Raw genomic sequence first — 25225 nt, forward strand, 5'->3', positions numbered from 1 at the left:
GGACCGCTCTGTTCGTAAGCTGTTCGCAAGATAACGTATCGTCTGGGGCCGCAAGCGGCTATCCGAACCGAACGGTGCGTCGGTCGAAGCGCCTACTTGATGGGGCGGCTACCGTTCAGGCTTCGGGGGGCGACTGGCGATCAGCTGGCGGCCAACAACGGAGCCTTCTGGAGGACCTGTAATCTGCCCGAAGCGGGTAAGCGCAAGGGCCTAGCCATCTACGTTAGTAGTTACTCCCTTCCCGGGCTCGAACTAGAGCGGACGCATCGAAGGCCAATCCCTTTCGAGAGTACCGGATCCAAATTCAGGTAACCTAAAGCGTTCAGCCTTCCACCAACTCTTCTTTTGTACTACGTAAAGAGCATTTATTGTGACTCTTGTTTTTAAGATCTGTTAAACGCCATTAGTGGCATACACCCGCCACAGGCGCAAAGAGAAGTAGTGAGGATACTGGTTTTATTTTTATAATTTTACTAGTACATATACAATGAGTTAAATAATCATGCAAGTTAGACTACTAATACTGCTTTTTGTCGCTCTTCTAGCCAGTTGTCAACCCACTTTAATCGACGTACCTACGGCAGGGACCAGGCCCCCTGTCAGTCAAACCATCGTCATCATCGGCTCCTCGACCGCTGCCGGCTGGGGCGCTTCGGACTACAAGTACGCCTGGGCGGGTCGGCTCACCCAGGAGTTGTCCAAGGACCGCGTGGTGAACCTGGCCAAGGGCGGCTACACCAGTTACCAGCTGCTACCGACCAACGCCCCTCACCCGGCTAACCGGCCCGAAGCTGACACCCTGCGCAACCTCAATGCGGCGCTCAAGGAGAAACCCACCACTTTGATTATCAGTATCTCCTCCAATGACCTGATCATTGGCTGCAGCGTGGAGGAGATCATCACCAACTTCAATGTGATTCGAAGTAAAGCGCTGGCCGCTGGTGTGGCCCATGTGCTTATTACCACGCCCTTGCCGCGTAACTACAGTGCCGAGGTGACAGCCAACTTACTGCTCCAGCGGGACCTGGTGTTGAAGAACTATGGCACATCGGCGATCAACATTTTCGACCCGCTGGCCAACGAGCAGCAGCAAACCAAACCCGAACTGCTGAGTAGCGACGGCATCCATCCCAATGACAAAGGGCATGCCGTCCTCTTCACCATCATTTCAGGCTACCTGCTGTAGGGGGTCAATTAGCCAAATTCAGTAGGGGGAAGAGAACCAACCGCTGCCCTAACTCTAGCGTAGGGCCGCCTACCCCTGGCGCGCACCGGTGCCTTGAGGAACCGCTCAAAAGTGGGGTCTGCCCGCCGAATCGCTTATAAGCGGCCCTGTCCCTCGTTAACCGCTGGTTAGTCAGGGTAGGAGGGACTGGTTAGGGAAAGGGCTACCTACCGCTGACTAAATAACCGGCGGTCCCCTTGTAGATACCCATGCGGATCGCCTTTTTCACCCATTAGTCACTAACAACACGCAACGTGAGTCAACCAGACATCCGCTTCATCACCCGCAAAGGTGTAGCGGTTAAACTGATTACAGACCCAAAGCAGCAGGTCATCGTACTGCGATCCCTGACCGGTACAACGCCCACGGATACCCAGGTGGATGCACTGGCTGTTCCAGCCGGCCCCTGGTGGTTGCGCCTCAGCGTACGGGTTCTCAAATGGTATCGGATCAAGCTGGCCCCCTGGATAGGGCTGGGCTGCGTTTATGAACCCTCCTGTTCACGCTATGCCGAACTGGCCCTGCGTCAGTACGGACTTGGGAAAGGGCTTTATTATACCCTGAAACGACTGCGCCGTTGCCAGCCCGGAGCGGGGGGGATTGATCTGCCTGAGTCGCCTGCCAGCCGCTAAGGTTGCCTACCAGGCAGGGCGAGGCTGTGGGGCCCATCAGGAGCCGGTAAAGCCACTAAGAAAATAAGGCGATTTCGAAAAGAAGGGCGGATACCCTCAAACGTACCCGCTGGAGAGCCGCCAACGGGCTGGGGTGTTAGCCGCTGGGAACCAACCTAAGGTAGGGTAGCGAGTAGCCAGTACGTAGTTTTTCGCCAGCACTTGGTGCATTGGATCGGTAGCCGCAGGTCCATTTGGCAGATCGCCCCTACGACACCCTTAGTGGGACATTGCCCTGGCTAGAAGAGCGGCTACTGAAGCGGAATTTTCTGGGGTAAGACTACTACTCAGCGATAGCCCTAAAAAGAGCTGGGCAGGCCCACCTCGCCGTACTTAAAGTAAGGTGAGTAACGTTTGCAGGCAAACCAGGGCCATACTGGTCCCCGTTAGCATAATTAGGGTCCAGGGACCTAGCTCATACGTGTTCTTAGTAACCAGTTTCATACCGTCAAGTTGTTAAACGTTCGTGAATCAGTCCCGCTGGGGCAGAAAAGCCAAAGCTTTATAACGATGGCAAGATAAAATAGATTAATTTAAAGCGCAAATTAGTGTGACTAATTTAATGACTGGAAACGGTCACGATGAATGGGCCTTGCCAGGATACAAACCCGAGAATGTACAGTTGGTATGGTTTACGCTCGTGGAGGCCTGCTAGACTACCCGGCTAAGCGCCGTATCGTGACGGCCGCTTCCTAAACGACAACTCGGCTCCTTAACAAACCCTATGAAACCCCTAACCGTTACGAATGGCCTCTTAGCCCTGCCGGGCTATCCTACGCCACAATCCGTGGCCCAAATCCGCTGGCTGGAAGGCCAAAGCAACTATACTCGTATCCATCTGAGCGGGCCCAAGACGCCCTTACTGGTCTGCCAAACCCTGAAAGCGTTTGAGAAGCAGCTGCCGGCGTTTCTGCGGGCTGCCAAGGGAGCCTTGATCAACCCCAGTTATGTAAAGGCTGTAAGCCAGCTCAATTCAAAGCAGATGACTATAGTCCTGCTCGATGGTCACCTCATCCCGGTGGCTCGCCGTCGGATCGGGGAGATGGCTACTAGACTAACCCTTTCTCCTGAAAAGCTGATAACTGATCGGACTAACGCTGGTCTTACCCAGGCATACCCTTATCCGGGTAGCTTACCCAAAGCTCGCCGTTAGAAAGTTCGAGTACTACCCCGGTACGTTTGACGCTCGAATAGGTATCTTTTCTCAACTGCACAAAGGCTAGAAATTGATGGCTAGCCGTTGACCGCTGTTCCAGAAAAGGCCTTATTTAAGTAACACAGTCATGGAATTTCTCTTGTATCAAGCAGGAGCGTGGCTGTTGCACAACTCGAAACATACCGCAATTCTAAAGTTTTGATTGGCTAACCAAGCCAGTTTGGCTGCTCAGAAGCACAAAATCTAACAGACTGACTACTTAACCAGCTCCAATTGTGCTACTAATGGAGTTGTGCAACAGCCACGAGCGTATTTTGAGACGATTATTTTTAATAACTGTAAACTCTAGTTAGTCGCATACGAGCCTGGAAACAGACCGAAAGGCTTACCCAAGTTGCCCGCTCGATAATATGTCGGGTTGGCCTCGTTTCTTTTTTGTTCATCCGCGTCTAAACCCTAGACGATCACACCGTCACTATACCATATTGGGAGAATTCGACAACGCCTGGTCCAGCTGGACCAGGCGTTTTACCCCTAAACGTGAAGACTTCGGGACGGTGGGTTAACCCGGCCGAGATTTGGCCCCTCCACCCCCGCGTGCTGAGGGTGGATGCCCTTTTTGACCGTGATGAAACTCAAACAACCTGCTCAGGGCATGCTAGCCCTGCCCGGCTATCGCACCCCACAACCCGTGGCCCAAATCCGCTGGCTGGAAGGCGTGAGAAACTATACCCGTATCCATCTGAGCGGGGATAAGACGCCCTTACTGGTCTGCCGAACCCTGAAAGACTTTGAAAAGCTGCTGCCGACGTTTCTGCGGGCCAACCGGGGGGCCTTGATCAACCCCGCTTATGTGCGGGCCGTAACCTGGGTGAATTCCATGAACATAATCCTGACCTTACCCGATGATGTGCTGATCCGGGTTTCCCGCCGTCGGATCGCGGCAGTGGCCACTAAACTGGCCGTTATGGAACCCCTGTTGGTATCCGCCGTTAGTCCCTGCTACAACCCGAGCTATAGCCTGACCAAGGAGGTGCGGTTGCCGGAAAACATAGTTGTTCCAGCGGTCATTCATCAGCCGCCGTCCAAGGCGGGCCTGCTGGTAGACGCTCCAGGCCCGTGGTTACCCTGAGCTAATTAAGCCGGGAGCGGCCCGCTTATTCAGCTTGCCCCCGAAATGGATCAACTCGAGTCCGCTCCTCGACCGGCTTACGGCGTGTAACCCCAGGATGCTGCAGGCAGCCTTTTTTGGGGAGCAATCCAGGCCAATGAATGAAAACGGGAAGCCGCTTGCCTTAAGTGTCAGTGAGGGGCAGACCTGAGTTGGCACGGTCCCGCTCCGGCGTACCGGCTGGAGAGGCACTGACGGCTAACCCGCTATTGAAAAAGCGGGTTAGCCGTCAGTTGGTTTGCTCAACAATCGAAACAAAACAGCCAATCATATTACGGGCCACCCGGCCCTGATGGCTTACCGTCTTGTCCGGTCCCCCCTTAGGTGAACGCCCTCCAGGATACTCTATCCCGGGGTTGCTAGGCCAACATGGACGACGGAATTAGGGGCGATGGTTCAAATTGGTATTAAGAAAATCTGTGGCAGACAGGGAACCCAGTAGCGTAAACTGATCTAGGTAAACCTTACTCTAGGTCTGCTTAGTTGACTACAAATTTCGAGCATTAGGTGAGAATTGATAAGAATGGAGTAACAAGGCAGGGAGGCTCGTTTGACGTATGTAAACCCAGGCTACCTTACCCTAAACTAGAAGAATTGACTTTAGCGGCCTGTACCTCCTTTACTCGGTGCTGATAGACCCAAGAGCCTTACGCCTGCTTAACGTTGACTACATTCAGGCCCTTCTTTCCCAACTCGACATTATACGTTACGTTGTCGTTCTCTCGGAGTTCTTCGCTGGTCGCTGAAATGGGCACAAACACATCGTCGCCCCCATCGTCGGGTTTGATAAAGCCGAAGCCTTTACTCTCCTTGAAAAATTTGATGCTCCCTGTGGGCATCGTGCTAAAATCAAAGTTCAGCTCAAGGACGCCAGCAGTAGCCAACTTACCAAATAGGGTTATTGAATGATAGGCTCCTGCCGGCGTGATGGCTCCTCCTGGCTCTTTGTTAGACCTTAGGAGGGGCCAATTTTGGATGAGATGTCGTTTAGATAGGTCATGGAGCAAACTGGTTCTGAAACTATAAATTGTATTATTCTCAGCCAAGTGGTGGAGGGCGTCTTATAATAAAAAATTATTCCAAGAGCTGACCCCAGTCTAGGACGAGTATATAACTGCCAGAAAAATCCCTCTCTTAATGTAAGATTTATTTGTAAAGTGCTTCAAAATGGGCCTGAACCTGTTGAGTAACTTTATGCTTATACGCTCGTTTTCGTAGGGTACGGCAGCGGTGGTTAGCCTTGATTAAGGTAAGCGGCTTCTCAGGAAAAGGAATCGATAAAGTATATAAATGATCCGGTTGTTTTTCTCCTCCTAATGCCTCCCAAAATGCATCATAATTAAAATGAGTCGCCCCATTCGCTAAATTTCTCTCATTGCCCGCACCCCAGATACCCTTCAGACCACAAGCTAGGGAGATGCCTTGCAAAGCTGCCATCAGGAGAGCAGGCGGAGTAATATCGAATAGGGCTTTCGTGGCTTGTTTAATGAGATCAGGGTTTTTAACCCCTTGGATCCCTCCTACGAAAAGGCTTTGACCGAACAAGGAGTTCTCCAACTGCTGGCCAACAATTGTAAATCGAATGGAATAGGCAGGAATTGTATTAAATTCAAATACGACGGCTAATTCACCTTCCCAGTCCAAACCGGATGGAAATAACAGACTGATACTAAATGTGTCACTGCCTTGGCAGTCCTGCCAGATATAGGTTTTGTGAAGAATATCCTTAAAAAAGCTGGGATGCACGCATTTGGTGAAATAGCGGTAATGGCTAGTGAGCATAACCAGTTTATCTTTAACAGACAAATTAAGGGCTAAATACTGACCTAGATATTTGTACAATAACCGGGGGTTTTCTTGCACTAAAGCCGCAACTTGTGGATTGGTTTTTAGTAATTGGGTCAGTTCATAATGTTGCGGAAAATGCCAAAAAATTCGTCTGAATCGGAAGCCTGTTCTTAATGTGTAGAGCATTCCCCGACGGGTCACCTGATTAATTACCCTGTATAAAGTTGTGAACTTACTAGAATCGGTAGATTTTAATAAGGGCCCAGAAGCGGTAGATATTTTCATTAAACATTCGCAATTGGTGCTATTGCGGGCGAGTATTATTATTGAATGGCAATATATTCATTTATCCGAAAAGTTGACTTACTCCTTAGTGAACTTTACTAAGCGGTCGGTCGAACAGGTTTATCGATTTACCTTGGATTTATCTACAAAAAGATTCACAAATCTTCACAGCTTCACCATGGCTGAACCATGAAACACCCCGTAGTCTTTTGAGAATAGGCGTTTGTTATCACCTATTGTCAAGGCGTATGCTACCCTACCGATAGCATTAGACATTTATTAAAACAGTCTATTCAATTAAACGCCCGCTACGGCGGCCCGGCCATTTAGGAAGCAGGCAAATGAAAGCCTCTTCGTCTCAAGTAGAAGCGTTATTGTGAGACACTAACTTTTTAACATTTGTCCAATTCAATCCGTCACATACGTTCCATTTTATTGTGAATTTGTTTAACCGCCGTAGCTCATGAACTTGCTTAAACGATGCTGTGGCCTCTAGTGATTAGGCAAGACGCCTAAACCCGCAACGGTGCTGCCCAACTCGCTCTTGAGTATACACTTTGTAGAAACCTATCATAGCTTGCAACGAAGAAGTTGGCTGTCGTCGCTTTACCATTGTGGTTAAGCCTTAAAGCTTGATCCTACAAATGCCAGTGTCTTTAGGATTTGGGGCGTAATCAAATACGAGATGAATAATATAGTAAGCGCCTCAGAGGATTCACACGTTTTCTATATAAATAAATTACATAAAACAGCCAAGTTGATTTGACGAAGGCGCTAGAAGGCAAACGAAGGTAGTTTATAGTAGTGGTAAAAGATCCTGATGCGTTCGTCAGTAGACTATCGTTCAAACCGATAGGCCAACATAGATATAGCCAAAAATAAGGGACATAAGTGACCAAGAGTGAAATATATCTTCTAAAAAACATAGTGTTAAATACGATACGGATACTCGACGTTACATTTATATATACTCTCAAGTAAGGGAGTAAAAGCCCTGCTGGCGATGCTAGCGGGGTTTTTATTTACTACTTCAACAAATTATAGAATTAGTTGTGAACCATACAGTAGCCAATAGCGAACGGAACTATCCTAATAGGCTGTATTTTTGTATTATAGCCCCGATTTGGTGTAATGAATTTACGGCTCTAATAAACCAATCAAACACCTAAAAAAGGCATCACTAACCTGGATGCCCTTTAACCTTAATGTCTCAAATCTGGAAGCTGAAAAAGTAATAGTAATAGCGTACGTAAGTAATAGCGCAATCATGCGCCGTGAGATAATAGCGTAACCGAAACGGATCGCTTGAGTAATCGCATCGCCTGATTTGGCCGAGTTATGGCTGCTGTCAGTTGCGCCCGATGGGTGTTGTTACCACTTTCTACCGCTTTGTATTCCGCTACAATCAGAGTACAAAGTTTGCCACCGCTGCTTTGTGAGCCTACAGCCCTAAGCCGGATTCACCTTGTGCCGGGTGTCTACCCGGTAGTAAGCAACGCAGTAAGTTTGTCTGCTGGTGGCTTTTGTTTAGGGTAAACTTTTGTCACTGGTATAAGGGGAATGACGTATGCCTTAAAGTTTGTGGTTGGCTACTCAAAGGGCCTAGGCTGAATGGCTAATTAATGTTAACCGCCGTCAAAACAGAAAAACAAACAGTCGGGTATGACCATCCCTCGCCGACGAGCATGTTGTCCTGCTAAGAAACACCCAAAACAGCGTTTGTCTAAGGTATGCTTTGGCCTAACTAATAATCCCTATACTATTTATAGTATTGGACAGTTATCAAAACAAGCACTCCAATTTAACACCCTAATAATGTAACTAACACATGCAAGTACTATCGTCTCTGGCAGGAGCATATTTTGAGACGCTGGTTTTTCAATTACTGTCCAAGACCATCCGTAGCATATGGCTAGCCCATCAAGATTCTATTTGTCACATTATTCAGCAACCACCTCGTAGGCCAGTACCCTTGCAATGCTTCAGAGCCCAAAGCCTACAAGCTAAAAAATCTTTCTTACTGATAGTTACTGTAGGTGTAGGTGGTCACGCTAGTTCCTTGCCCGCCAACGCCAGATTGATTTTGTATATAGCTTAGGCTGGTAATATACCCTTTACTATTAACCTGATACCGATAGATTGTTTCGGCCTTTAGGCTACCATCAGCGTTATATACAGCGTCCCTGGAGGGAGGCAAATCTTTTTTACCGTAATGCTCTAAAATAGGGACAACTCGGTAAGGGGTACTAGTCCGTTTAAAGGCGGTTGCATTGTACTGGTGAATAACATAAGATTGAAGAACGCCAGCGTTATCAAAAGACTCGGAGCGAACATTATAGCCCTTAGCATCATAGGAAAAGCGAGTTTGGCTTCCGTTAGGATTCGTGATGCTGGCTACCCGGCCATTAGCTATAGTTAGGGTCGACGACTGGCCACCTCGAACGATAGCACCATCAGTCAGAATGCCGTTCGTGAAAATATAGCTTTCTGCACCAGAATTTGGGCCCGAAAAAATAGCACTGTAAGTGGCAATGCGTCCTGTTTGGTCGTAGCTGTATTTATAGATATCAGAAGAGACTAGGGTGCTGGATGATTGCGCTGTTATTTTAATAAGTCGACTATTCGTATACTCATAGGTGCCTGTGCTGGTAAAATCAATAGTAGCCAGGGTGCCTTGGGTCAGGGCGCTAACCACATTGCCAGCCGCATCGTAATTATAGGTATAAGTAATGGGTTTGCCGCTGGCAGGAGTCGATACGCTCTTACTGAGTAGCCCGTCTTCATTATAAGCATACGTAGTGGCTTGTTGACTGCCATTGGCAACCGTAATCTCTGACTGTAGTTGGCAATCTTGGGTAGTAGGGTTGAGGAGATCGGTTGACTTCTGGCAGCCAATTAACAACATTAAAAAAGCGATTGTGGCCCAGCTAGCTGGCTTGCTTGTAGGGGTGTGCATAGCATAGTAATCTATTAATGAATAGTTTGCTAAAGCTAATCATTATGGTAAAATGACACAATCCAGTTTATTAACAATCAGAGTAAACGGCCCAACGATAAAAGCTTGCAAACCGCTATAGACAAACATTTTAGTATCAAGTAAATTGATCGTTTACCTTATGTGGTTAGATTGTTCAACTTTAGAAGATGCATTCTTATCTCAGCTAGGAGCGTTTTTGTGAGACTGTTGGGTACAACTAAACAAAGAGGTGGCTAGACTCTGTCGGCAAATTTCGACATGTATCAAAAAGGCAAATGATGTTGTTTAACACAGGAAGGTCGGGCTGAAATAATCACTACAATTCAACAGTACGTATTATATCAGTAACTTTTATCTAACTGGCCAGAAAATCAGTTATGAGCGACAATTCGTGCACTACTTGATCGAACGGTTTTTGTGGCTGCAATAAAGCCAGTTTTTCGACAATCTCCTGCTACTTGGAAAACGTTCAAAAAAACGTCCAATTCCTCTAATGACAAGACACAGCTATTCTGAGCATACTTATTCAGCATAACCAGATAAACAAGTATGGCACGGTATACCCATCGCCTGCTGACCGGTCTAGGTGGGACCGCCCATGTGGACGTTTGGCCATAATTCCGACATTTATTGGATGTGTTAAAATATACACTAAATTTTTCCAACACGGCAAGCTTAAAGCCAACCAAATCGCTCGACAAGACGGTCCCGGTGGCTTCGAGATACAGGGATACTTTGCCCGTTGTTCATAATTACGTAGCTACCTTCGCCCCGCACAAACTTTCTAATCTGATTCAAATTAATCATAAACTGCCGATGAATGCGCAGGAACTCACGCTCTTCTAACACCTCCTGCATCTCTTTCAACGACTTAGTAACTAAATAATGCTGTCCATCGGAGATATGAAATTTGGTGTAGTTATCGTCTGCCTCGCAGTAAATGATCTCCTTCAATGCTACGAAAGTTACCCCATTTTGAAAAGGTAACGCGATACGGTCAGGCAAAGGTTTGGCAGGGTTATAAAACTGCTGACGAAGGTGTTCCATCTGTTCCGGCACGACCTTGGTGCCTTTTTCCACTTTTTGGACCGCTTCAATTAACTCTTGAGTATCAACCGGTTTCAATAGATAGTCAACGGCGCTGTACCGAAAGGCCTTTAGGGCAAACCGGTCGTAGGCCGTCACAAAGATTAACGCAAAAGATACCTCAGATACAGCGTCCAACACCTGAAAGCCATTTAGCTGTGGCATTTCGATATCTAGAAAAACTAAATCCGGGCGGTAGTCGAGAATGGCCTGTATGCTTTGGCGACTACTGGTGCAAGAGGCAACCACCTTTACCTGGGGGCAATGCTGAGCCAGTCGAAGGGTCAGTAACCCGATAGCGTTGGGTTCATCATCAACAATTATGGCATGAATCATAGTTTGAGGAGTGGATACTCAGTTAAATGTGGGCCATATCAAATCGGAATGTCAATACTTATAGAAGTGCCCGTAGCCTGCCCCTTCTCATCGACCAAGTCAATTACTTGAATTTGCGTCTGAATTTGATACAACTGGTTAATGACAGCAATCCGCTCGGCAGTTATTTTCATACCAAATGACTTCTGTTTGGTAGCCGACTTGCTTTTATATTCTGCGGCTTTAGCCCGCCCGACCCCGTTGTCCATAATCTCCACATGCAGCAGATGTTCATAAGGCTGCTCAATGCGTACCCACACAGTTCCTCCCTCATCCTTGTGCATCAGACCGTGCCAAATCGCATTCTCCACGAAAGGCTGTAGAAGCAGGGGGGGAATCTGCACATAGTCCGCATCAATACTGTCGATAAGAGAAATATGATAAGTTAGTTTTTGTGGGAAACGCATGGCTTCCATCTCAATGTAGAGCCGTAGGGTTTCCAATTCGTTGCTTAACGTAACTTTATCAGACTTGGAGTTCTCTAGTACTAACCGGATAAGTCGCGAAAATTGGGAAAGATAATCCGAAGCTTTCTCTATGTCGTTCTGAGCGGTAAAATACTGAATTGAATTTAAGCAATTAAAAATGAAATGAGGGTTCATCTGCGAACGCAGGGCTGCCATCTCCGTCTTGGCTAATCTGGCTTGGAAAGTAGCCTCCTGTTCATTCAATTCCGCTTCTCTTTGTCGGCGACGAGCCTCCTCGGCCTCCAGCTTACTCTTTAGCGTTTGACGTTCCAGTTGGAAACGGTATACCACCACCACCATCGTGATTAATAAGGCTAATGCCATCGTCCGAAACCACCCGGTATGCCAAAAAGGGGGATGAACAATTAAGTTCAGACTGCGAATTTGACTCCATATACCCTCGTGGTTAGTGCCCCGGATGTGAAGCACGTAATGCCCAGGAGGCACGTTGGTAAACGTTGCGATCGGATTACTACCTGCTTGTATCCAATCTTTATTGAAGCCAGCCAACTGATAAACATACTGGTTTTTCTCAGAATGAAAGTAAGAGAGCGCTGAAAAGCCAACGGTAAAAAAGTTCTGGTCGTAGTTAAGCGCAATTTCGTTGGCATAATTTAAGCTTTTAGGAGACTTGTGTTCTTGGTCAAACACCTTCAAAAAGCTGAAGGCTACTTTGGGTGGTTTAGTGACGGGCTGAAAGTCTCGGTCATAGAAGCGAAACCGGCCGTAGAAGAACTCCTCGTCTTCAGACTTATCCAATCGCAAATTGAAAAAATCGCGCAGATCGTACTCAACACCAAACCGATTGATTTGACCCGTTTTGGTGTCTAATCGAATTAAGCCTGCATCATTTTTAAACCATAAACGCCCTGTTTTAGTGAGGTGAAAGGTCAAGCCAAAAAAATCTTGACCGTACACTTCTTCGCCACTAATCCGTTGTACAACCTGCTTACGATGGTCATATTCCCAGATGCCTTCTTTACTGCAGGCGATCCAAACTTTTTGACGGATTGGGTCGGAAACAATTCCGGTTACACCAATTTGTTCACTTTGAGTCGATACCAAGACAGGAGTGGCCTGATTCGTTAGTGGGTTAAACCGATAGACACCACCTGCCTGATAGCCCAACCATATATGTCCTTGCCAATCGGCCATTATAGAGCGAATCTGGCCAGGGGGTAGACCATGGGTACCCGCCTTGAATCCCACAAACTGCCTAAGCTTCCGATCATACCGAAACAAATTACCGCCGTGCTGATTACCATAAGCGGGAAACCAGATATTACCGTTCCGATCCTGCGCAATCAGTCGAATATCATCGTAATCACGAATTTGATTCTCACCAGGGGGAAGCCCCCGAATCATTGCCTGGACGGGCTTCAGTCGACGGGTTCGCTCGTTAAATGTAAACAGGTTACCTTGGGCTGTTTTTCCAACTAGCCAGAGGGTTTGCGTGGTGCTGTCGCGTAAAGTAAACCAGATGTTCTGTTCATAATAGGAAGTTAAGGGCCATCGAAATATAGGCGTTGTTGTGCGGCTAGATTCATTGAACTGGGCAAAAACCAGCTGTTTTTCCGGAATACGATAAGATATATACAGCCAAGGTTTATCCTTATAATGCATACCAAAAGCGACCAATGAATCGCCTCTGTACGTAAAGGGCTGCTGAGTTTCGTGGAGTACTTTCAACGTAGCGTTGCCTGGCCCTAAGTACAATCCCCGCCAAAGCGTCCTGTTTTGTCCGGCTACGTAGGGGAAATTATGATCATAGCCAGACTCGCCGGGACAGAGGTAAATTTTTTCCGTTCGTTTATCAAAAAAGCTTAAGCTTGAATCTGTTTGTAGCCAAAATTGGTGGCTGTTTCGCGGCACAATTTGATAAACTCGGTTCAAGGCCATTGAAAAAGAATACTGCTTCCAGCGTTTAGTTGCTAAGTCGAATCGCAACAAACCTATTCCACTAAACGAGCCAAGCCAGATAGATGTGCCTTCGGGTTGCACGAAGCTTATGTTGTAAAGCTTCTCGTTAGTGGAGACACTTTTTTTTAGCAAATGCGCTCCAAGAGGGTACCAAACCAATTGATTGGCAAGCGGATCATAATAGCCCAAAGTTGGTGACCCATCGCTGACATCGCCCCAAACACGTCCTGCTTTATCAACAGCTTTGGGTCGAAAAGATATCGATTGTACAGGTTCGGTTTGGTCTGTATATCCATTAACAAGTCGGGCAGGGCGAATTTTGCGAACCCGGCCAGTACGAGAATTGAAGACAAAGAACGATCGAATTAAATTAGTATCGGGCGTTTCTTGAGTGGTGAACCATTGCTGGCTTCCGGCATCTATGACCCAGTAGTCAATAGTTTGTCTCCCAACGTAAGGGTTCCGGAAAACTCGGAACGTTTCCGTGCTTGGGTCGAATCGGCTTAATCCATCGTTTGTAGCTACCCAGATTTGATGATCCTGATTCTCTTTCACCAAGCCAACTTCCATTCCATCTCCACTGTCATTTGAGCCCCAATAGCGGGAATGTCTATGGCCAAGTAGTTTGTAATAGGTACCGTCGTAGCGAATAAGCTGGTGAGTACCACCCTGCTCACTAATAAACCACAGATAACCCTGGCTATCCTGTAATTGCAGACTTTTATGAGTCGCTTGTTTGAATTCGGGGCAGTTGACGGTGAACCTGTCGAAGCGTAAGTAGGACCCCGGCTTAGGCCTCACCCGGCATGTCTCAACCGACTGTGCCATGATGATAGCCGGTAGCCAGCTATAAAAAGCAAGAAGGCATATTAGTTGAAGAGGCATAGCAGAGGGTGTAAGTCTCAATCTAAGACCGGCAATTAATATATACAATTCTCACCCGCCAATGAGCAGAATTAATGGGTGAGTGACCCATGTAGATAGGCGAGCAACTGTGCATCATAATCAGTCGCCCGCTGTTCTTTTTTCTGCTGTTCACTAGAAAAACCCGGTTGTTAACCTACCAAAACCAGCTATTGACCCCATTTTGCTGGAACATAAACAGGAAACTACACAGGTTTGTGAATCAATACCTTCATCCAATAAAATTTTATTTTTTTATGTCGGGGCGTATAGAGAATAACCGTTGCCCCTATCCACACCATATACATTATGAGCAATGTATTGCATACGTATAGAGTTGCTTGGTTGCTGGCCTCGATTATTTGGCTTACAGTAAGTTGTGAACCTAAAGGTCTACCAACTAAGCAACCTAACTACCCAGATATTTCATCCATACCCAAGGAAGAATTACTCATTCCGAAAGGTGAGGTTGTTCTGTCAGATAACGTTGTGATAGTGGCTAAAAGTGGGCAAGCTGCTATCGTGCGAGTTGATTCGAACGTTGTCGTTTTTTCAACAATTAGCGGCTTGATGAACGGTCGAATTGGAGCAGCCTTTTCCGATGAGCTCAAAGAAGGCAGCATCATAGTGACGGAGCCTTTTGACAAAGCTCCTGAAGGACTAATGCGAAAAGTACTTGGTATAAGTAAAGACGGGACGAACTGGTTGGTTAAAACAGTACCAGCTTCGCTCGAAGAAGCCTTTAAACAGTTAGACATATCTCCAGAATTTACTATTACACCCATTGACTATACCGGGCGCCTATCTGTAGAAGCGATCGGCGTTTCAAAACTTAACGACCAAATAAAGGGCAAAGTACCCATTGGACTAACTGGTAAAGTCAATGCTTCATTAACTGGTAAGATGGATCTGGCGATTGTTGATGGGTCAGTCAATAAGTTTGCTTTAGCCCTTATCCCGAAAGTTGGTGCGGAGGTAACCGTTGCGATCGAAGGCAAGATTAGCTACAAAAACGAATTTCAGATTGGACAAAAATTTGCTTATCGTATGCGTCGCTTTATCCCCACAGCAATCGGCCCTTTTCCTCTAATAATAACAATAAACAATACTTTTAAGATTCCGCTTGAAGTAGAAGGCAAAATAGTAGTGAATACTAAACTAATCGATCAGACTTTCGGCGCTAAATACACTCATACATTTACTAATGAAACTGGCTGGGTCTCCGCCCAAGAAACCCAAAATTCACCCGAAAAGAAAGAGGTAAATGTTGGCTTGGAGGGTCGGTTCCGATCTGGTATCAAGCTCTCCACAGAAACGTATCTTTATGAATTGAAATCAATTACTGGCGAGCTGACGAACGGAATTTATTTAACAGCTAAAGGAACCTGTTCGCCAACCAGTGACAAAGGACCAGTGGTTGATGTGGAAGGATCGTATGAGATAGAGGGTACAACAAAAGCTAAATTGTTTAGTAAGAGTCTGGGTGAATACTCTAAAAAGTACATTCCCCTTACCTGGAAGCTGGCCAGCAAAACTTATGACGATACCTGGCTATGCGAAAATGAATATGGAAAAATAGTCTCGCAAGTAGGAGTACCACTGACGGGTGAAGGCGAAACGGGCAAAGAATACTCCTTCCAAACCGATGGAATATGGGAGCCTGCTGCCAGCTCCGAGCTTGTTTGGAACTTTGGTGACGGCACACCACTAGTTGTGCAAAAAGGAAAACAATCAAATAAAGCCAGGCATACCTACACCAAGAGTGGTTCCTTTCTCATCAGCCTGCAAATAAATAATGAAGCTACGTTATTAAAAGAACTAACAGCTACCGCTACCATTAAGTCAACAGATGAAGTGAAGTCGGTAGTCATCAATCCATTGCCCGCTACTTTAGCCAAAGGCGAATCTATCACACTTACGGCAACCGCCCTTTCCAAAGATCAAAAGCCAGTAACAGTTGAAGACTCGCGTTGGAAGTGGGAAACGGTCGGTGCAGTTCCGTTTATAATAACTCCTTTAGGAAAAACTGTAGCTATTAAGGGATTGCAACTTGGAGAGGGAATGATTAAGCTGACTGACACACAATCAGGTCTGTCTTCAATCACTTCAGTTAAAGTAGTGGAATTAGGGCGATTTTATATAGTTACTTCTCTTTATGGTAAAATTATCGACAATGACAAACCAACAGAAATCAATTTCAATCATATAATATCAACAAATGATGAAGCTCAGGCACCTTTTGGCTACGTAGACCAGCGTCGACTTGAACTTAACAGAATAGTAGGTGAAAATATTGAGGGCGAAGTAGTTATCTACAATTTTAATAGTCCAAGTGTTGGTACACATACCATTAATCCACAAACAGGCGGACCAAAAATTATAATAAACAATCTAATATTTAAACCTTTGAACCAAGTTCTTTATAGTCAAGGGATTAACAGTGACAGGATTTATCCCTACACAACAAATGAGTCTTTAGGAAGCATTACTATAACTTCTGTAAATGAAGCCGAAATCAACGGCTCATTTACTTGTAGACTTCATTTGCAACCCGTTGAAGGTGTTTACAATTATAAATTTGGCCATGACATAAGAGTTAATGGATATTTTAGGGTCAAGAGATATAAGTGATGCTTTTATCAGAAAATATCTATGAAACGTAGTTCATTAGTTAAGTCTATTTTAGTGGTTGACTTCATTACAAGCATTTGTTCGGCGCAGACCATCACAAATGACACACTATTGTCGGCCGTTGACACTGTGCATACTACCGAACCCGCCAAACTCAAACGTTCATGGGTCAACGTGCGTGGGGGAGTAGTGATACCCGATTTCTACCGGCGCTCGGCAGATGCGGTTCGGTCGCCTGTGCTGAATCAACCGTTTATTCGTTGGCAGGCTGGTTTGAGCATTGAGATGGCTCATTCGCGTTGGTACGGGTCTAGGATTGAGATGTCGTATGTGCAAAAGGGGGCAAAGGAACTGTTTGCCGAAACCAATACTCAGATGGAAAGCACTACTCGACTCGATTATGCCCAGCTCGTTTTGCTACCCATCATTCTTAAACCCGGTTTCCGCAAGGTGCAACCCTATATTGGGGCAGGGGGATATGTAGGCTACCTGGTCAATGCTAAACATTCGTTATTGATAAATGGCCGTGAAGCGTATATAGGTGACCGTTTTTATGAGTATACCAATAAAATCGATTACGGTTGGGCGGTAAGTACCGGTTGTTATTTATGGCGTCATCCGCTTGAAATCCGCTACGAAATTGGAATGGCTAATTTATTTAAACCAGACCAAGTGCCAGCAAAAGTGGGTAACCAGACTTTGTCAATAAACTTTTCTCTATAGAATTCCCAACACATACCTCTCTCATGAAACTGCAATTTTCTTGGCAGCTAACTGTACTTTTGGGTATGGCTCTGTTTCTAACCTACTGCCAACGGAAAGCCGATATCCAACCCTTGAGCGGGTATTATCTGTATCAACGCACCGAAGGAATTACGTTGACCTTGCTCGGAAATCGCAAGCCGGAGGTTGTCCTGACGCTTAACATGGATTCTCTACAATTTGTGGCAGCGGCTTTCGATAAGGATAAAAAACCCATTCCTAACGCTGTATATACCTATTGGGTCAATGGAAAACGCTTACCAACAAACGCTTTCTTACCCAACCAGGAAGGTGAGCATAAGGTGGTAGCCAAATTAGGGGATAAAGTCAGCGATACACTTGTCATTAAAGCAATTGATCCGCACAAGTATGTACATACGGTGAAATTAACAGTAAAACTTAGCCACAGTGAATTTATTGCGGACAACATATCCCGGGTGATTTTAATGACCGACTTACTAGATGAGACAGGCAAGCCGGTAAGTTTCGATTACCGCGGAGGGGTGACCTATTACGTCAATAATCAAATTTATATGGATACGACGTTGCGGGCTAATGTAGCAGGCAATCATGCCATTAAAGCGCGGGCCTTTGGTAAAGAGAGTGAAACCATTATTGTAAAAGCCATCTCCATTTCTGAAGCGAATATTATTACGATTCCCATTGTTTTTCACCTCCTCGATGTCGATATACCATCGTCTAAACTACAGGAGCAGATCGACATTCTGAACAATACCTTTCGGGACAACTGGAATCCGCAGAACGGCCCTAAGGCGGAACGGCACGCCGACCTACGGCTGCGATTTGTTCTGGCAGACACCGACCCCAACGGTAACCCGATGAGTTCACCAGGCCGTGATCTGATTAAGAAGGGATTGCCTTCGTATTCCTCGGAGGAGTTGATTAAAACAACCGGTTGGGAATATTACTGGAACCCCAATTACTACCTGAATGCTTTTGTGGCCAACTTCTTCAACGAAGTGGTTCCAGTGGGTTCTAACTGGGCAGGCCTAGGGTATCATCCACTCGTTAGTCAACCCCTAACGGGCATGGGTTTGGCACCTAAAGGAACCAATCCAACCTACCTGTATTGCATGTGCTTAAAACCAAATGTATTCGATTCACCTAATACAGTAATTACTCACGAAATAGGTCATATGCTGGCCTTAGCTCACGCATTTAATGTCGATACTTGTGCGGGTGATGCCGATTGGTGCGCTGATACTCAACCCTACGATCGAAACCTTTATGAGCGCGGTAAGGCTCCAAACCAATTGCGAAGAGCTTGTAACGGCGAGACCTTCTCGTCCACAAACTATATGGATTATTACTATAGTTACGACAATTCTTTTACCCTCGACCAGGCCAGCCGTGTCCGGCATGTGATCAATTACGGCCTATGGCTCCCCACACCGTTTAATGGTCGGTCCAACCGTGGGGGACGGCAGGCTGCGGGCCCCGGCTACGTACAGCGCCCGGCTGTGCTCGCCAATGTCAAACCGATTGCCTGTAGCATGCCCCTTAATCAACCCAGACCTTATGGATGGGAAACGCTTCGTACTGAGTCAAAGTAATTGGTCAATCTTCCATTTGTATGAAACAGTCGCGAATCTGGCTACTTCTAACTTTTGTCGTACTGGGCTGTGGTGCCCCTAACGAATCAACTCCTACGCCTACAAAGTCCGCCCAGAAAGAGTTAACGAATTTTGCCTTTTTAAAAGCGAATAATCCAAGATTAACCAGAGACTATCTGGTACCATTTAAAAGTGGTTATGCACTTGCTACGCTACCCACCGGTACTGATATAAGAACGCTAAAGCCCAGTTTCGCCACGTCGCCAGGCGCCATTGCGACTGTTGGGGGGCTTCGGCAGGAGAGTGAGGTTACGGCCCCCGGTTTTAGTAGTCCGGTCAATTACCTGGTTACGGCGGAAGATGGGAGCCAGCAAACCTATACGGTTGAGATTAGTGTGCAGCAGAATCTGGCAGTAGTGGATACCGATGTGCAGGCGTTTATGACCCGTTATAACCTCCCCGGTCTGTCACTAGCGATCACGAAAGGGGAACGATTGGTATATGCTAAAGGCTATGGATTCGCCGATAAGGAACAGCAGCAGGCTGTTACGCCACAGAGTCTGTTTCGTATCGCCAGCCTTTCCAAGTCAATTACAGCCATTACTGTCCTTAAATTGGTAGAGGAAGGACGATTGCGGCTTGACCAGACCGTGTTTGGACCCCAGGGGGTGCTCGGAACGATCTACGGTAACCAACCTTATCGGGCTGGCATAGAGCAGGTTACGATTCAGCATCTGCTACAGCATACAGCCGGCGGAAACTGGCCGAATGTTGGTAATGATCCCTTGTATGTCGATATGTACAATATGCCTTATCCTATTTCTACCTCATTGTCTTCTATTATCGATAATACACTTAATCAACTACCATTGGTTTCTATACCAGGTAGTAAATATAGTTACACTAATTTTGGCTATTGTCTGCTAGGCCGCATTATTGAGAAAGTTACCGGGCAAACCTACGAGGCTGCCGTCAAACAGATTTTGTTGACGAAGGCGAATGTGAACGGCATGCAAATCGGCAGTGATTTGCCAAATGAGAAGGCCATCGATGAAGTTCAGTATTATGAGGCATACCCAGGTCGTTATGGTTTCAAACCTTACATGTATCCTGCCCGACGATACGACGCGGCTGGTGGTTGGCTCGCTTCAGCGAGTCAATTAGCCCAAATTTTAGTACGGGCAGATGGTTACCCCGGCAAGGAAGACATATTGGCATCAACTACCCTAAAAGACATGTTGACACCTACCCCACAAAGCAACTATACGTACGGAATGGGTTGGCAAGTAAGTGCAACACATAGCAATTACTGGCACACGGGAAACTTACAGGGTACCAGTACGATTTGGGTTAGGTATTCGAATGGGTATAATGTAGTTATCTTGACGAATACATATCCTTCCGATGACGCTACATATTGGAATAGTGTTTATCAATTGACAAATGACATAGTGACCAAAGGCAATGCTCTCTTTATGACCGGCGATCAATTTCCGGATTAATTCACCCTTCCCACACGCATGAAACAGTATTCTTCAAGACAGGTTGTCTGCTTCATCGCTTGGGCCATGTTAGCTGTTGTGTGATCTTGTAAGACAGGCGAAGTCAGTAAACCGGTCGCTCCAACCGCCGTGTTCAAGGTTCAGAATGGGGCTGCACAGCTCCGTGTAGTGTTAGTTTCATCAAACAAAGCCAAAACGCCACTAATTACCAATGGGATTTTGGCGATGGACGTACGGCCAAAATTGCCGATCCCCTCAATACGTATCAGAAAGCTAGTAGCTATACGGTTGTTCGAATGACAACAGGAGCAGCCTGTAGAGCAACGGTCACCCTAGTTATAAAACCGCTCTGCAAAATATATAAATTACAGACTGTCCGCTAAATTGTATTTTAGATAGGTTGACCGTCCCAGGTGAAGGATTTTGTATGAAACGGCAAAACTCCCCTATTCAGGCAATCACCCTTTAAACGTAAGTTTATAAATACTACTTAATTTTTAACATGATTCAACTAACAACTTGTTTGCTAGGCACTTACAGCGTTTAAATATTCACTTCCTAACTGGCCTTATTTATGACCCTCTTAATCCATACGACATGAAGATCATCTTTCAGAGTACATCTTGGTCTCTTCTCACGCTATGTTTCCTGTTCATACAATGTAGCAAAACTCCAGATATACCTGTAGTGCCTAAGAGCTCAGCTAAAACATTGACCAACCCAATTATTGATGGAATAACAGGAGTTTCATTTTCCTTTGATGCAAATACTTCAACCTATACTGCTATAGTACCTTTTAATACAGATATTACTGCTCTTAAAATTTCCTTCACCTTGCCAACTAGTGCCACGGTTAAACCTGCTTCAGGCAGTCTTCAAAACCTCACTAACCCGGTAACTTATACGGTCATGGCAGAAGATGGTAGTACTCAAAGTTATACTATCAAAGTGAACGTAGCAGCACCATCAATTCCCATTGCAAAGTATACACTGTTAATAGACCGATACAATGCACCTGCTAGTTTGACTGTTAATGGGGATAATAACGGAGATAACGTAAGTATAAAAATAAACCGGATTGATAATGGGCAAATCAGTAATTCTGCAACCCAAAAATTAACAGCTACATTATCCTCTTCAGGACTTTACACAATCGAGTATTTGGCCAGTAATTCGTCAGGCTCTTCCCGTAAAGTTGATTCACTTATAATCTTCGAAAAAGGTCCTGTCTCGTCATTTTACGATGTGAAACTAAGTGGCATCACCGTTAGAACGAGAAACCGAGATGTTAATAAGCCAGCCAATCAGCCAGCTTTTCTTTTTCTAAATCAGAGAATCAACCGAATGATGAAACAAGTACCAGACTGGGCTTATCAATTGTTTACAAGCACAGTGATTTGGGTTGATGATATCAATAAGCAGAACGCAGCATTAGTTTATAATCCAAGTGCAGACTATCTTATTGGGATAGGTGATTTGAAAGAAAAGGCAAAAGGAATTGAAATTAATAATTTGACAAACTTTGTCAATTGGATAAAAGGCGAACAAGCCGAAGCTGTTTTACATGAAAATGCTCATGGCTATCATGACAAAGTTTTAACAAACGGCTTCAATAATACGATGGTAATCGAAGCCTATACTAATTCTATGAAGACAGGAAAGTACGAATCTGTTGATTATATACGAGGTGGTAAACAAAAACATTATGCTACGACTAATGCAATTGAATATTTTGCAGAAATGACTGAATCTTATTTTGGTACTAATGATTACTATCCGTTTACTAGGGAGCAATTGAAGGCATTTGATCCAATCGCTTTTGAACTTATGCAAAAAGTTTGGGAGTATAAAGTCAGGTAAAGTGCTCCTTGTAAATAAAGTGTACAACCAATTGTGTCAATGACGACTTTACCTGACTGTTGAAGCTTATCTTAAGTTATTGGTATTTATTTTTGCATAAACGCTACTATATCAAGCTATGACGTGAACTAATAGACAATGTAGTATGGGGTATTTACATAATTATGAAGTCAAGGCTGGCTTCATTCTTCACTCATGAATGATAGGGAATGAAAAAAATCACTCGCCAACGACTCCCCTCGGGCTTCCGTCACTTGTTGTCCATGAAGGATGTCCGGGTCATTGAACAACTGGCTGACGTTGCCTTTACCAGCATTAGCTTTAGCCATCTGCTCGATAAGAACCATTTTAAGCTGGATGAGCCGCTACAAAGTAGCATCCACCCGGTCAGCCTTTCGGGCCACCAGCGAGATCAATTCTGGCAACTAGGTATTCATCAAAGCGGCTTCCGAGACGAGTTGCTACCACTACCGCTCGAAGAGCAAGCTAAGCAACTAATCCAAACCGTTGTGGTAGACTATATCCAGCGTCTGAGTCAAAGTAAGGATACCGACTTTATCTATCACCCTCAACTTTGGCTTAGCTTGGAGATACGTAAAGGTCAGCTACAAGTACTAACCAGAGAGTTGAAATGAGTTAAGCATAACAGACAGCCCTACCTTCAGAGCCGCTGATTATTGGACGTATGCGACTGATTGAGTTGGACAGAGATTAAAAGTTTGTGTCTCGTAAAATGCTCAATTTATAACCATCACTGATCTAAATAGACTAGGCAAAGTGGCCGAGTTACAAGCTAAAGTGACTCGGCAGCTAAAAACGACCGCAGAATTGCAGCATACGTTGCTTCACGGGGCGTTTCGAGCCTGAAACACGGGGTTTCTCCCGTTGTTTGCACGTGCGTGTGCGCTTAATTTAATCGCCATTAAGCCTTCTCTGTTAGGAACTTGACGCAGACAGTGCTTGGGCTTCCGTCTATTTTCTAAACCGCCAACCAGTATGACCACACCTTTACAAGTACGCTTTTTCAGCTATGCAACGTCCGTATTCTGCCTGCTTCTTTCACCATATTTAACTATGGCTCAGCAAAAAGTGAGTTTTGAGAAAAGCCGGTCACGATTCTCGTTGATTCGTGAAGAAGCAGCTATGGTTTTTATCGACTCATCGAATTCAAATCAAGCACAATCTGTGGAGACGGCAATTCGTATTTATAAATCAGGAGGACCAGCTGGTAACACTCGTTCGACGTTCACCAACATTCTGTATGAAGACATAGCAACTACTACATCCGCAACGCTGTTTACGTTAATCAACCGGGACTTCGCTTCGTTAGCTGCCGGGATTACGAACAACGCATTGCTGAATCAGTTCGTAGTTAAGGTAAGCGAAGAAGAAACCAAGCTACAGGCCAATTTTGTGGCATTTGGCAAAGAAGAGAACAAACGGCGTTTGCTCCGGGTGGGTGGTCAACTTTCAGCCGGCTTATCGAAAGGGCTGGCCACCTTATTCGACGGTAAAGATTTTGGCTCTTCCATTTCGGTTGGTCCCCGTGTGTACATCGATTGGTTTTCGAACCGCCTAACTAATCGGTCCCGATATTTTGTTGATCAAAACGCTAAATCCTACAGGTCCATACTTCATAAGCGCGATAGAGAAGTAGTCTTACTGAATAGAGGGCAGCGGGCACTAATGGCCAAACGGGATTCTGTCCGAATTCTTCTAAATACTGGATTGAGTAGTACTGAAGACAAAATTATACTTCTACCGATCTTGGACGCCTTGGAAGACACATTGAGCAAGTTCAATGAAACAGCTACCGCGCGAATACGTGATATAGAATTATTGATGCCTTACACTAAGAAAAAGTATTTTTATACAACGCTGCTGGCTGATTTGGTCAATAAGAATGTCCCGCTTTATGACTCCACGCAAACCGACCTCAGTAAGCGATTTGATAAGAAGGATATCACAGGCTACATAATTGGCGCTACTTTTAATTACCTGATTATCAAAGACAATCCAAGAATATTTGGTTCACACTTTTTGTCCGTAGGCTATGAACAAAAGATGGCCGCGTCGTTACTAGAAGACGATCCAGCTGAATACACACGCAATGTAGTCTATGGAACGGGGCCAACAAATACTACGCACGGCTACACGTACACAACTGAAGATGTATACGTAGGCGACCCAAAGCTGTCAGCGACTCGAAAGATTACGTTTAACGCTGTAGGCTTTTTTACCAAAACAGGTCATTGGGGGGCACTGGTAGAAGGACAGCAGTTTTTGAAGAATTCCCTTAAGTCGCAACAGACCGAAACAACGATTGGTCTGATTATTCCGGTTGTGCAGGATGCTGAGAAGGTAACCCGCTTGAATGTTGTACTAACATTGGGCTTCAAAGACGTATTTGCTAAGGGCGACGTAACCAAAGCACCGCGTTTATGGGATAGAAAAGTAATTGGACTACGGGTCGGGTTACCCATCAAATTGGACCGATTTGTCAGTAAAAAATAATGAAACTGTTGAAGATTACAGAAAGTAGCTTCAAAGCATGTTATGCCGACTGGTAGGGCAGGCCCATTTACAATTACTCCTAAGTTGAAAGCCTAAGGAGATTCCTAGTCTCTTCACACAATTCGTTCTACAGAAGTAAAGTAATAAACTATGGCCTAGTATTCTAGAATCTACATTCTCATTAATCGCTCCAATGAATAAGCAAACCCATGAAAGCTCATTCGTCTCATTGAGGAGCGTGGCTGTTGCACAACTCTGCCAGTGCCTAAAACTGCATGATAGATGGAGTTTTTGTACCTTCAGCTATCTATGCAAGGCAGAAAACACGACCGCGAAAAACTCATCACCTCTTTCCACC

16 protein-coding genes and 1 pseudogene are annotated in these 25225 nt (G+C 45.5%); 12 read left to right on the forward strand and 5 right to left on the reverse strand.

Annotation, left to right across the window (positions count from 1 at the left end; genetic code table 11):
* Positions 1-502: 502 nt before the first annotated feature.
* The 4 genes from ACYVJM_RS30620 (at position 503) to ACYVJM_RS30635 (ending at position 4184) form a co-directional block, all read left to right on the forward strand.
* Positions 503-1186 (forward strand): SGNH/GDSL hydrolase family protein, encoded by a 684-nt coding sequence (locus ACYVJM_RS30620; protein WP_461151933.1) that lies wholly within the window; start codon positions 503-505, stop codon positions 1184-1186.
* Positions 1187-1479: 293 nt separating this feature from the next.
* Positions 1480-1857 carry a membrane protein insertion efficiency factor YidD gene (yidD, locus tag ACYVJM_RS30625; protein WP_461151934.1) on the forward strand — a complete coding sequence of 126 codons (378 nt, stop codon included), beginning with the start codon at positions 1480-1482 and terminating at the stop codon, positions 1855-1857.
* A 763-nt stretch (positions 1858-2620) separates the two neighbouring features.
* The gene (locus ACYVJM_RS30630; protein ID WP_461151935.1) at positions 2621-3049 is read left to right on the forward strand and encodes a LytTR family DNA-binding domain-containing protein; all 429 of its coding nucleotides are present in this window, start codon (positions 2621-2623) and stop codon (positions 3047-3049) included.
* A gap of 631 nt (positions 3050-3680) precedes the next feature.
* Positions 3681-4184 (forward strand): LytR/AlgR family response regulator transcription factor, encoded by a 504-nt coding sequence (locus tag ACYVJM_RS30635; RefSeq protein ID WP_461151936.1) that lies wholly within the window; start codon positions 3681-3683, stop codon positions 4182-4184.
* Positions 4185-4870: 686 nt separating this feature from the next.
* On the opposite strand, the gene ACYVJM_RS30640 is transcribed toward ACYVJM_RS30635, so the two are convergent.
* From ACYVJM_RS30640 to ACYVJM_RS30660, 5 genes are all read right to left on the reverse strand, one after another.
* Positions 4871-5062 carry a cold-shock protein gene (locus tag ACYVJM_RS30640; RefSeq protein ID WP_461151937.1) on the reverse strand — a complete coding sequence of 64 codons (192 nt, stop codon included), beginning with the start codon at positions 5060-5062 and terminating at the stop codon, positions 4871-4873.
* A 307-nt stretch (positions 5063-5369) separates the two neighbouring features.
* A complete protein-coding gene (locus tag ACYVJM_RS30645) occupies positions 5370-6197 on the reverse strand; it encodes a DUF535 family protein (protein WP_461151938.1) in 828 nt (275 codons plus the stop codon).
* 2116 nt (positions 6198-8313) lie between these two features.
* Positions 8314-9252 (reverse strand): hypothetical protein, encoded by a 939-nt coding sequence (locus ACYVJM_RS30650; RefSeq protein WP_461151939.1) that lies wholly within the window; start codon positions 9250-9252, stop codon positions 8314-8316.
* Between the two features lie 696 nt (positions 9253-9948).
* The gene (locus ACYVJM_RS30655) at positions 9949-10695 is read right to left on the reverse strand and encodes a LytR/AlgR family response regulator transcription factor (protein WP_461151940.1); all 747 of its coding nucleotides are present in this window, start codon (positions 10693-10695) and stop codon (positions 9949-9951) included.
* 38 nt (positions 10696-10733) lie between these two features.
* Positions 10734-14006, reverse strand: coding sequence for a sensor histidine kinase (locus tag ACYVJM_RS30660; RefSeq protein ID WP_461151941.1), 3273 nt, complete (start codon positions 14004-14006; stop codon positions 10734-10736).
* A gap of 327 nt (positions 14007-14333) precedes the next feature.
* Between ACYVJM_RS30660 and ACYVJM_RS30665 the strand changes: the two genes are divergently transcribed.
* The 8 genes and pseudogenes from ACYVJM_RS30665 (at position 14334) to ACYVJM_RS30700 (ending at position 24867) form a co-directional block, all read left to right on the forward strand.
* Positions 14334-16655, forward strand: coding sequence for a PKD domain-containing protein (locus ACYVJM_RS30665; RefSeq protein ID WP_461151942.1), 2322 nt, complete (start codon positions 14334-14336; stop codon positions 16653-16655).
* A gap of 21 nt (positions 16656-16676) precedes the next feature.
* Positions 16677-17378, forward strand: coding sequence for a porin family protein (locus ACYVJM_RS30670; RefSeq protein WP_461151943.1), 702 nt, complete (start codon positions 16677-16679; stop codon positions 17376-17378).
* A gap of 23 nt (positions 17379-17401) precedes the next feature.
* Positions 17402-18991, forward strand: a complete 1590-nt coding sequence (locus ACYVJM_RS30675; RefSeq protein WP_461151944.1) for a M43 family zinc metalloprotease — start codon at positions 17402-17404, stop codon at positions 18989-18991.
* Between the two features lie 20 nt (positions 18992-19011).
* Positions 19012-20493 (forward strand): serine hydrolase domain-containing protein, encoded by a 1482-nt coding sequence (locus ACYVJM_RS30680; RefSeq protein WP_461151945.1) that lies wholly within the window; start codon positions 19012-19014, stop codon positions 20491-20493.
* Between the two features lie 161 nt (positions 20494-20654).
* A pseudogene (locus tag ACYVJM_RS30685) lies at positions 20655-20876 on the forward strand (PKD domain-containing protein); the annotation flags it as partial.
* A 214-nt stretch (positions 20877-21090) separates the two neighbouring features.
* Positions 21091-22353 carry a hypothetical protein gene (locus tag ACYVJM_RS30690; protein ID WP_461151946.1) on the forward strand — a complete coding sequence of 421 codons (1263 nt, stop codon included), beginning with the start codon at positions 21091-21093 and terminating at the stop codon, positions 22351-22353.
* Positions 22354-22562: 209 nt separating this feature from the next.
* Complete coding sequence (locus ACYVJM_RS30695) at positions 22563-22988, forward strand: hypothetical protein (protein ID WP_461151947.1); 426 nt, start codon at positions 22563-22565, stop codon at positions 22986-22988.
* A gap of 439 nt (positions 22989-23427) precedes the next feature.
* Positions 23428-24867, forward strand: coding sequence for a hypothetical protein (locus tag ACYVJM_RS30700; RefSeq protein ID WP_461151948.1), 1440 nt, complete (start codon positions 23428-23430; stop codon positions 24865-24867).
* Positions 24868-25225 lie beyond the last annotated feature (358 nt).

The sequence above is a fragment of the Spirosoma pulveris genome, assembly GCF_054781875.1.

Excerpts from the sequence above, each read along its gene's own strand:
- ACYVJM_RS30680 (WP_461151945.1), top strand. The coding sequence starts at position 19,012 with ATGAAACAGTCGCGAATCTGGCTACTTCTAACTTTTGTCGTACTGGGC.
- ACYVJM_RS30630 (WP_461151935.1), top strand. The coding sequence starts at position 2,621 with ATGAAACCCCTAACCGTTACGAATGGCCTCTTAGCCCTGCCGGGCTAT.
- ACYVJM_RS30665 (WP_461151942.1), top strand. The coding sequence starts at position 14,334 with ATGAGCAATGTATTGCATACGTATAGAGTTGCTTGGTTGCTGGCCTCG.
- ACYVJM_RS30695 (WP_461151947.1), top strand. The coding sequence starts at position 22,563 with ATGAAAAAAATCACTCGCCAACGACTCCCCTCGGGCTTCCGTCACTTG.
- ACYVJM_RS30650 (WP_461151939.1), bottom strand. The coding sequence starts at position 9,252 with ATGCACACCCCTACAAGCAAGCCAGCTAGCTGGGCCACAATCGCTTTT.
- ACYVJM_RS30670 (WP_461151943.1), top strand. The coding sequence starts at position 16,677 with ATGAAACGTAGTTCATTAGTTAAGTCTATTTTAGTGGTTGACTTCATT.
- ACYVJM_RS30690 (WP_461151946.1), top strand. The coding sequence starts at position 21,091 with ATGAAGATCATCTTTCAGAGTACATCTTGGTCTCTTCTCACGCTATGT.
- ACYVJM_RS30660 (WP_461151941.1), bottom strand. The coding sequence starts at position 14,006 with ATGCCTCTTCAACTAATATGCCTTCTTGCTTTTTATAGCTGGCTACCG.
- ACYVJM_RS30655 (WP_461151940.1), bottom strand. The coding sequence starts at position 10,695 with ATGATTCATGCCATAATTGTTGATGATGAACCCAACGCTATCGGGTTA.
- ACYVJM_RS30675 (WP_461151944.1), top strand. The coding sequence starts at position 17,402 with ATGAAACTGCAATTTTCTTGGCAGCTAACTGTACTTTTGGGTATGGCT.
- ACYVJM_RS30635 (WP_461151936.1), top strand. The coding sequence starts at position 3,681 with ATGAAACTCAAACAACCTGCTCAGGGCATGCTAGCCCTGCCCGGCTAT.
- ACYVJM_RS30620 (WP_461151933.1), top strand. The coding sequence starts at position 503 with ATGCAAGTTAGACTACTAATACTGCTTTTTGTCGCTCTTCTAGCCAGT.
- ACYVJM_RS30640 (WP_461151937.1), bottom strand. The coding sequence starts at position 5,062 with ATGCCCACAGGGAGCATCAAATTTTTCAAGGAGAGTAAAGGCTTCGGC.
- ACYVJM_RS30645 (WP_461151938.1), bottom strand. The coding sequence starts at position 6,197 with ATGCTCTACACATTAAGAACAGGCTTCCGATTCAGACGAATTTTTTGG.
- ACYVJM_RS30700 (WP_461151948.1), top strand. The coding sequence starts at position 23,428 with ATGGCTCAGCAAAAAGTGAGTTTTGAGAAAAGCCGGTCACGATTCTCG.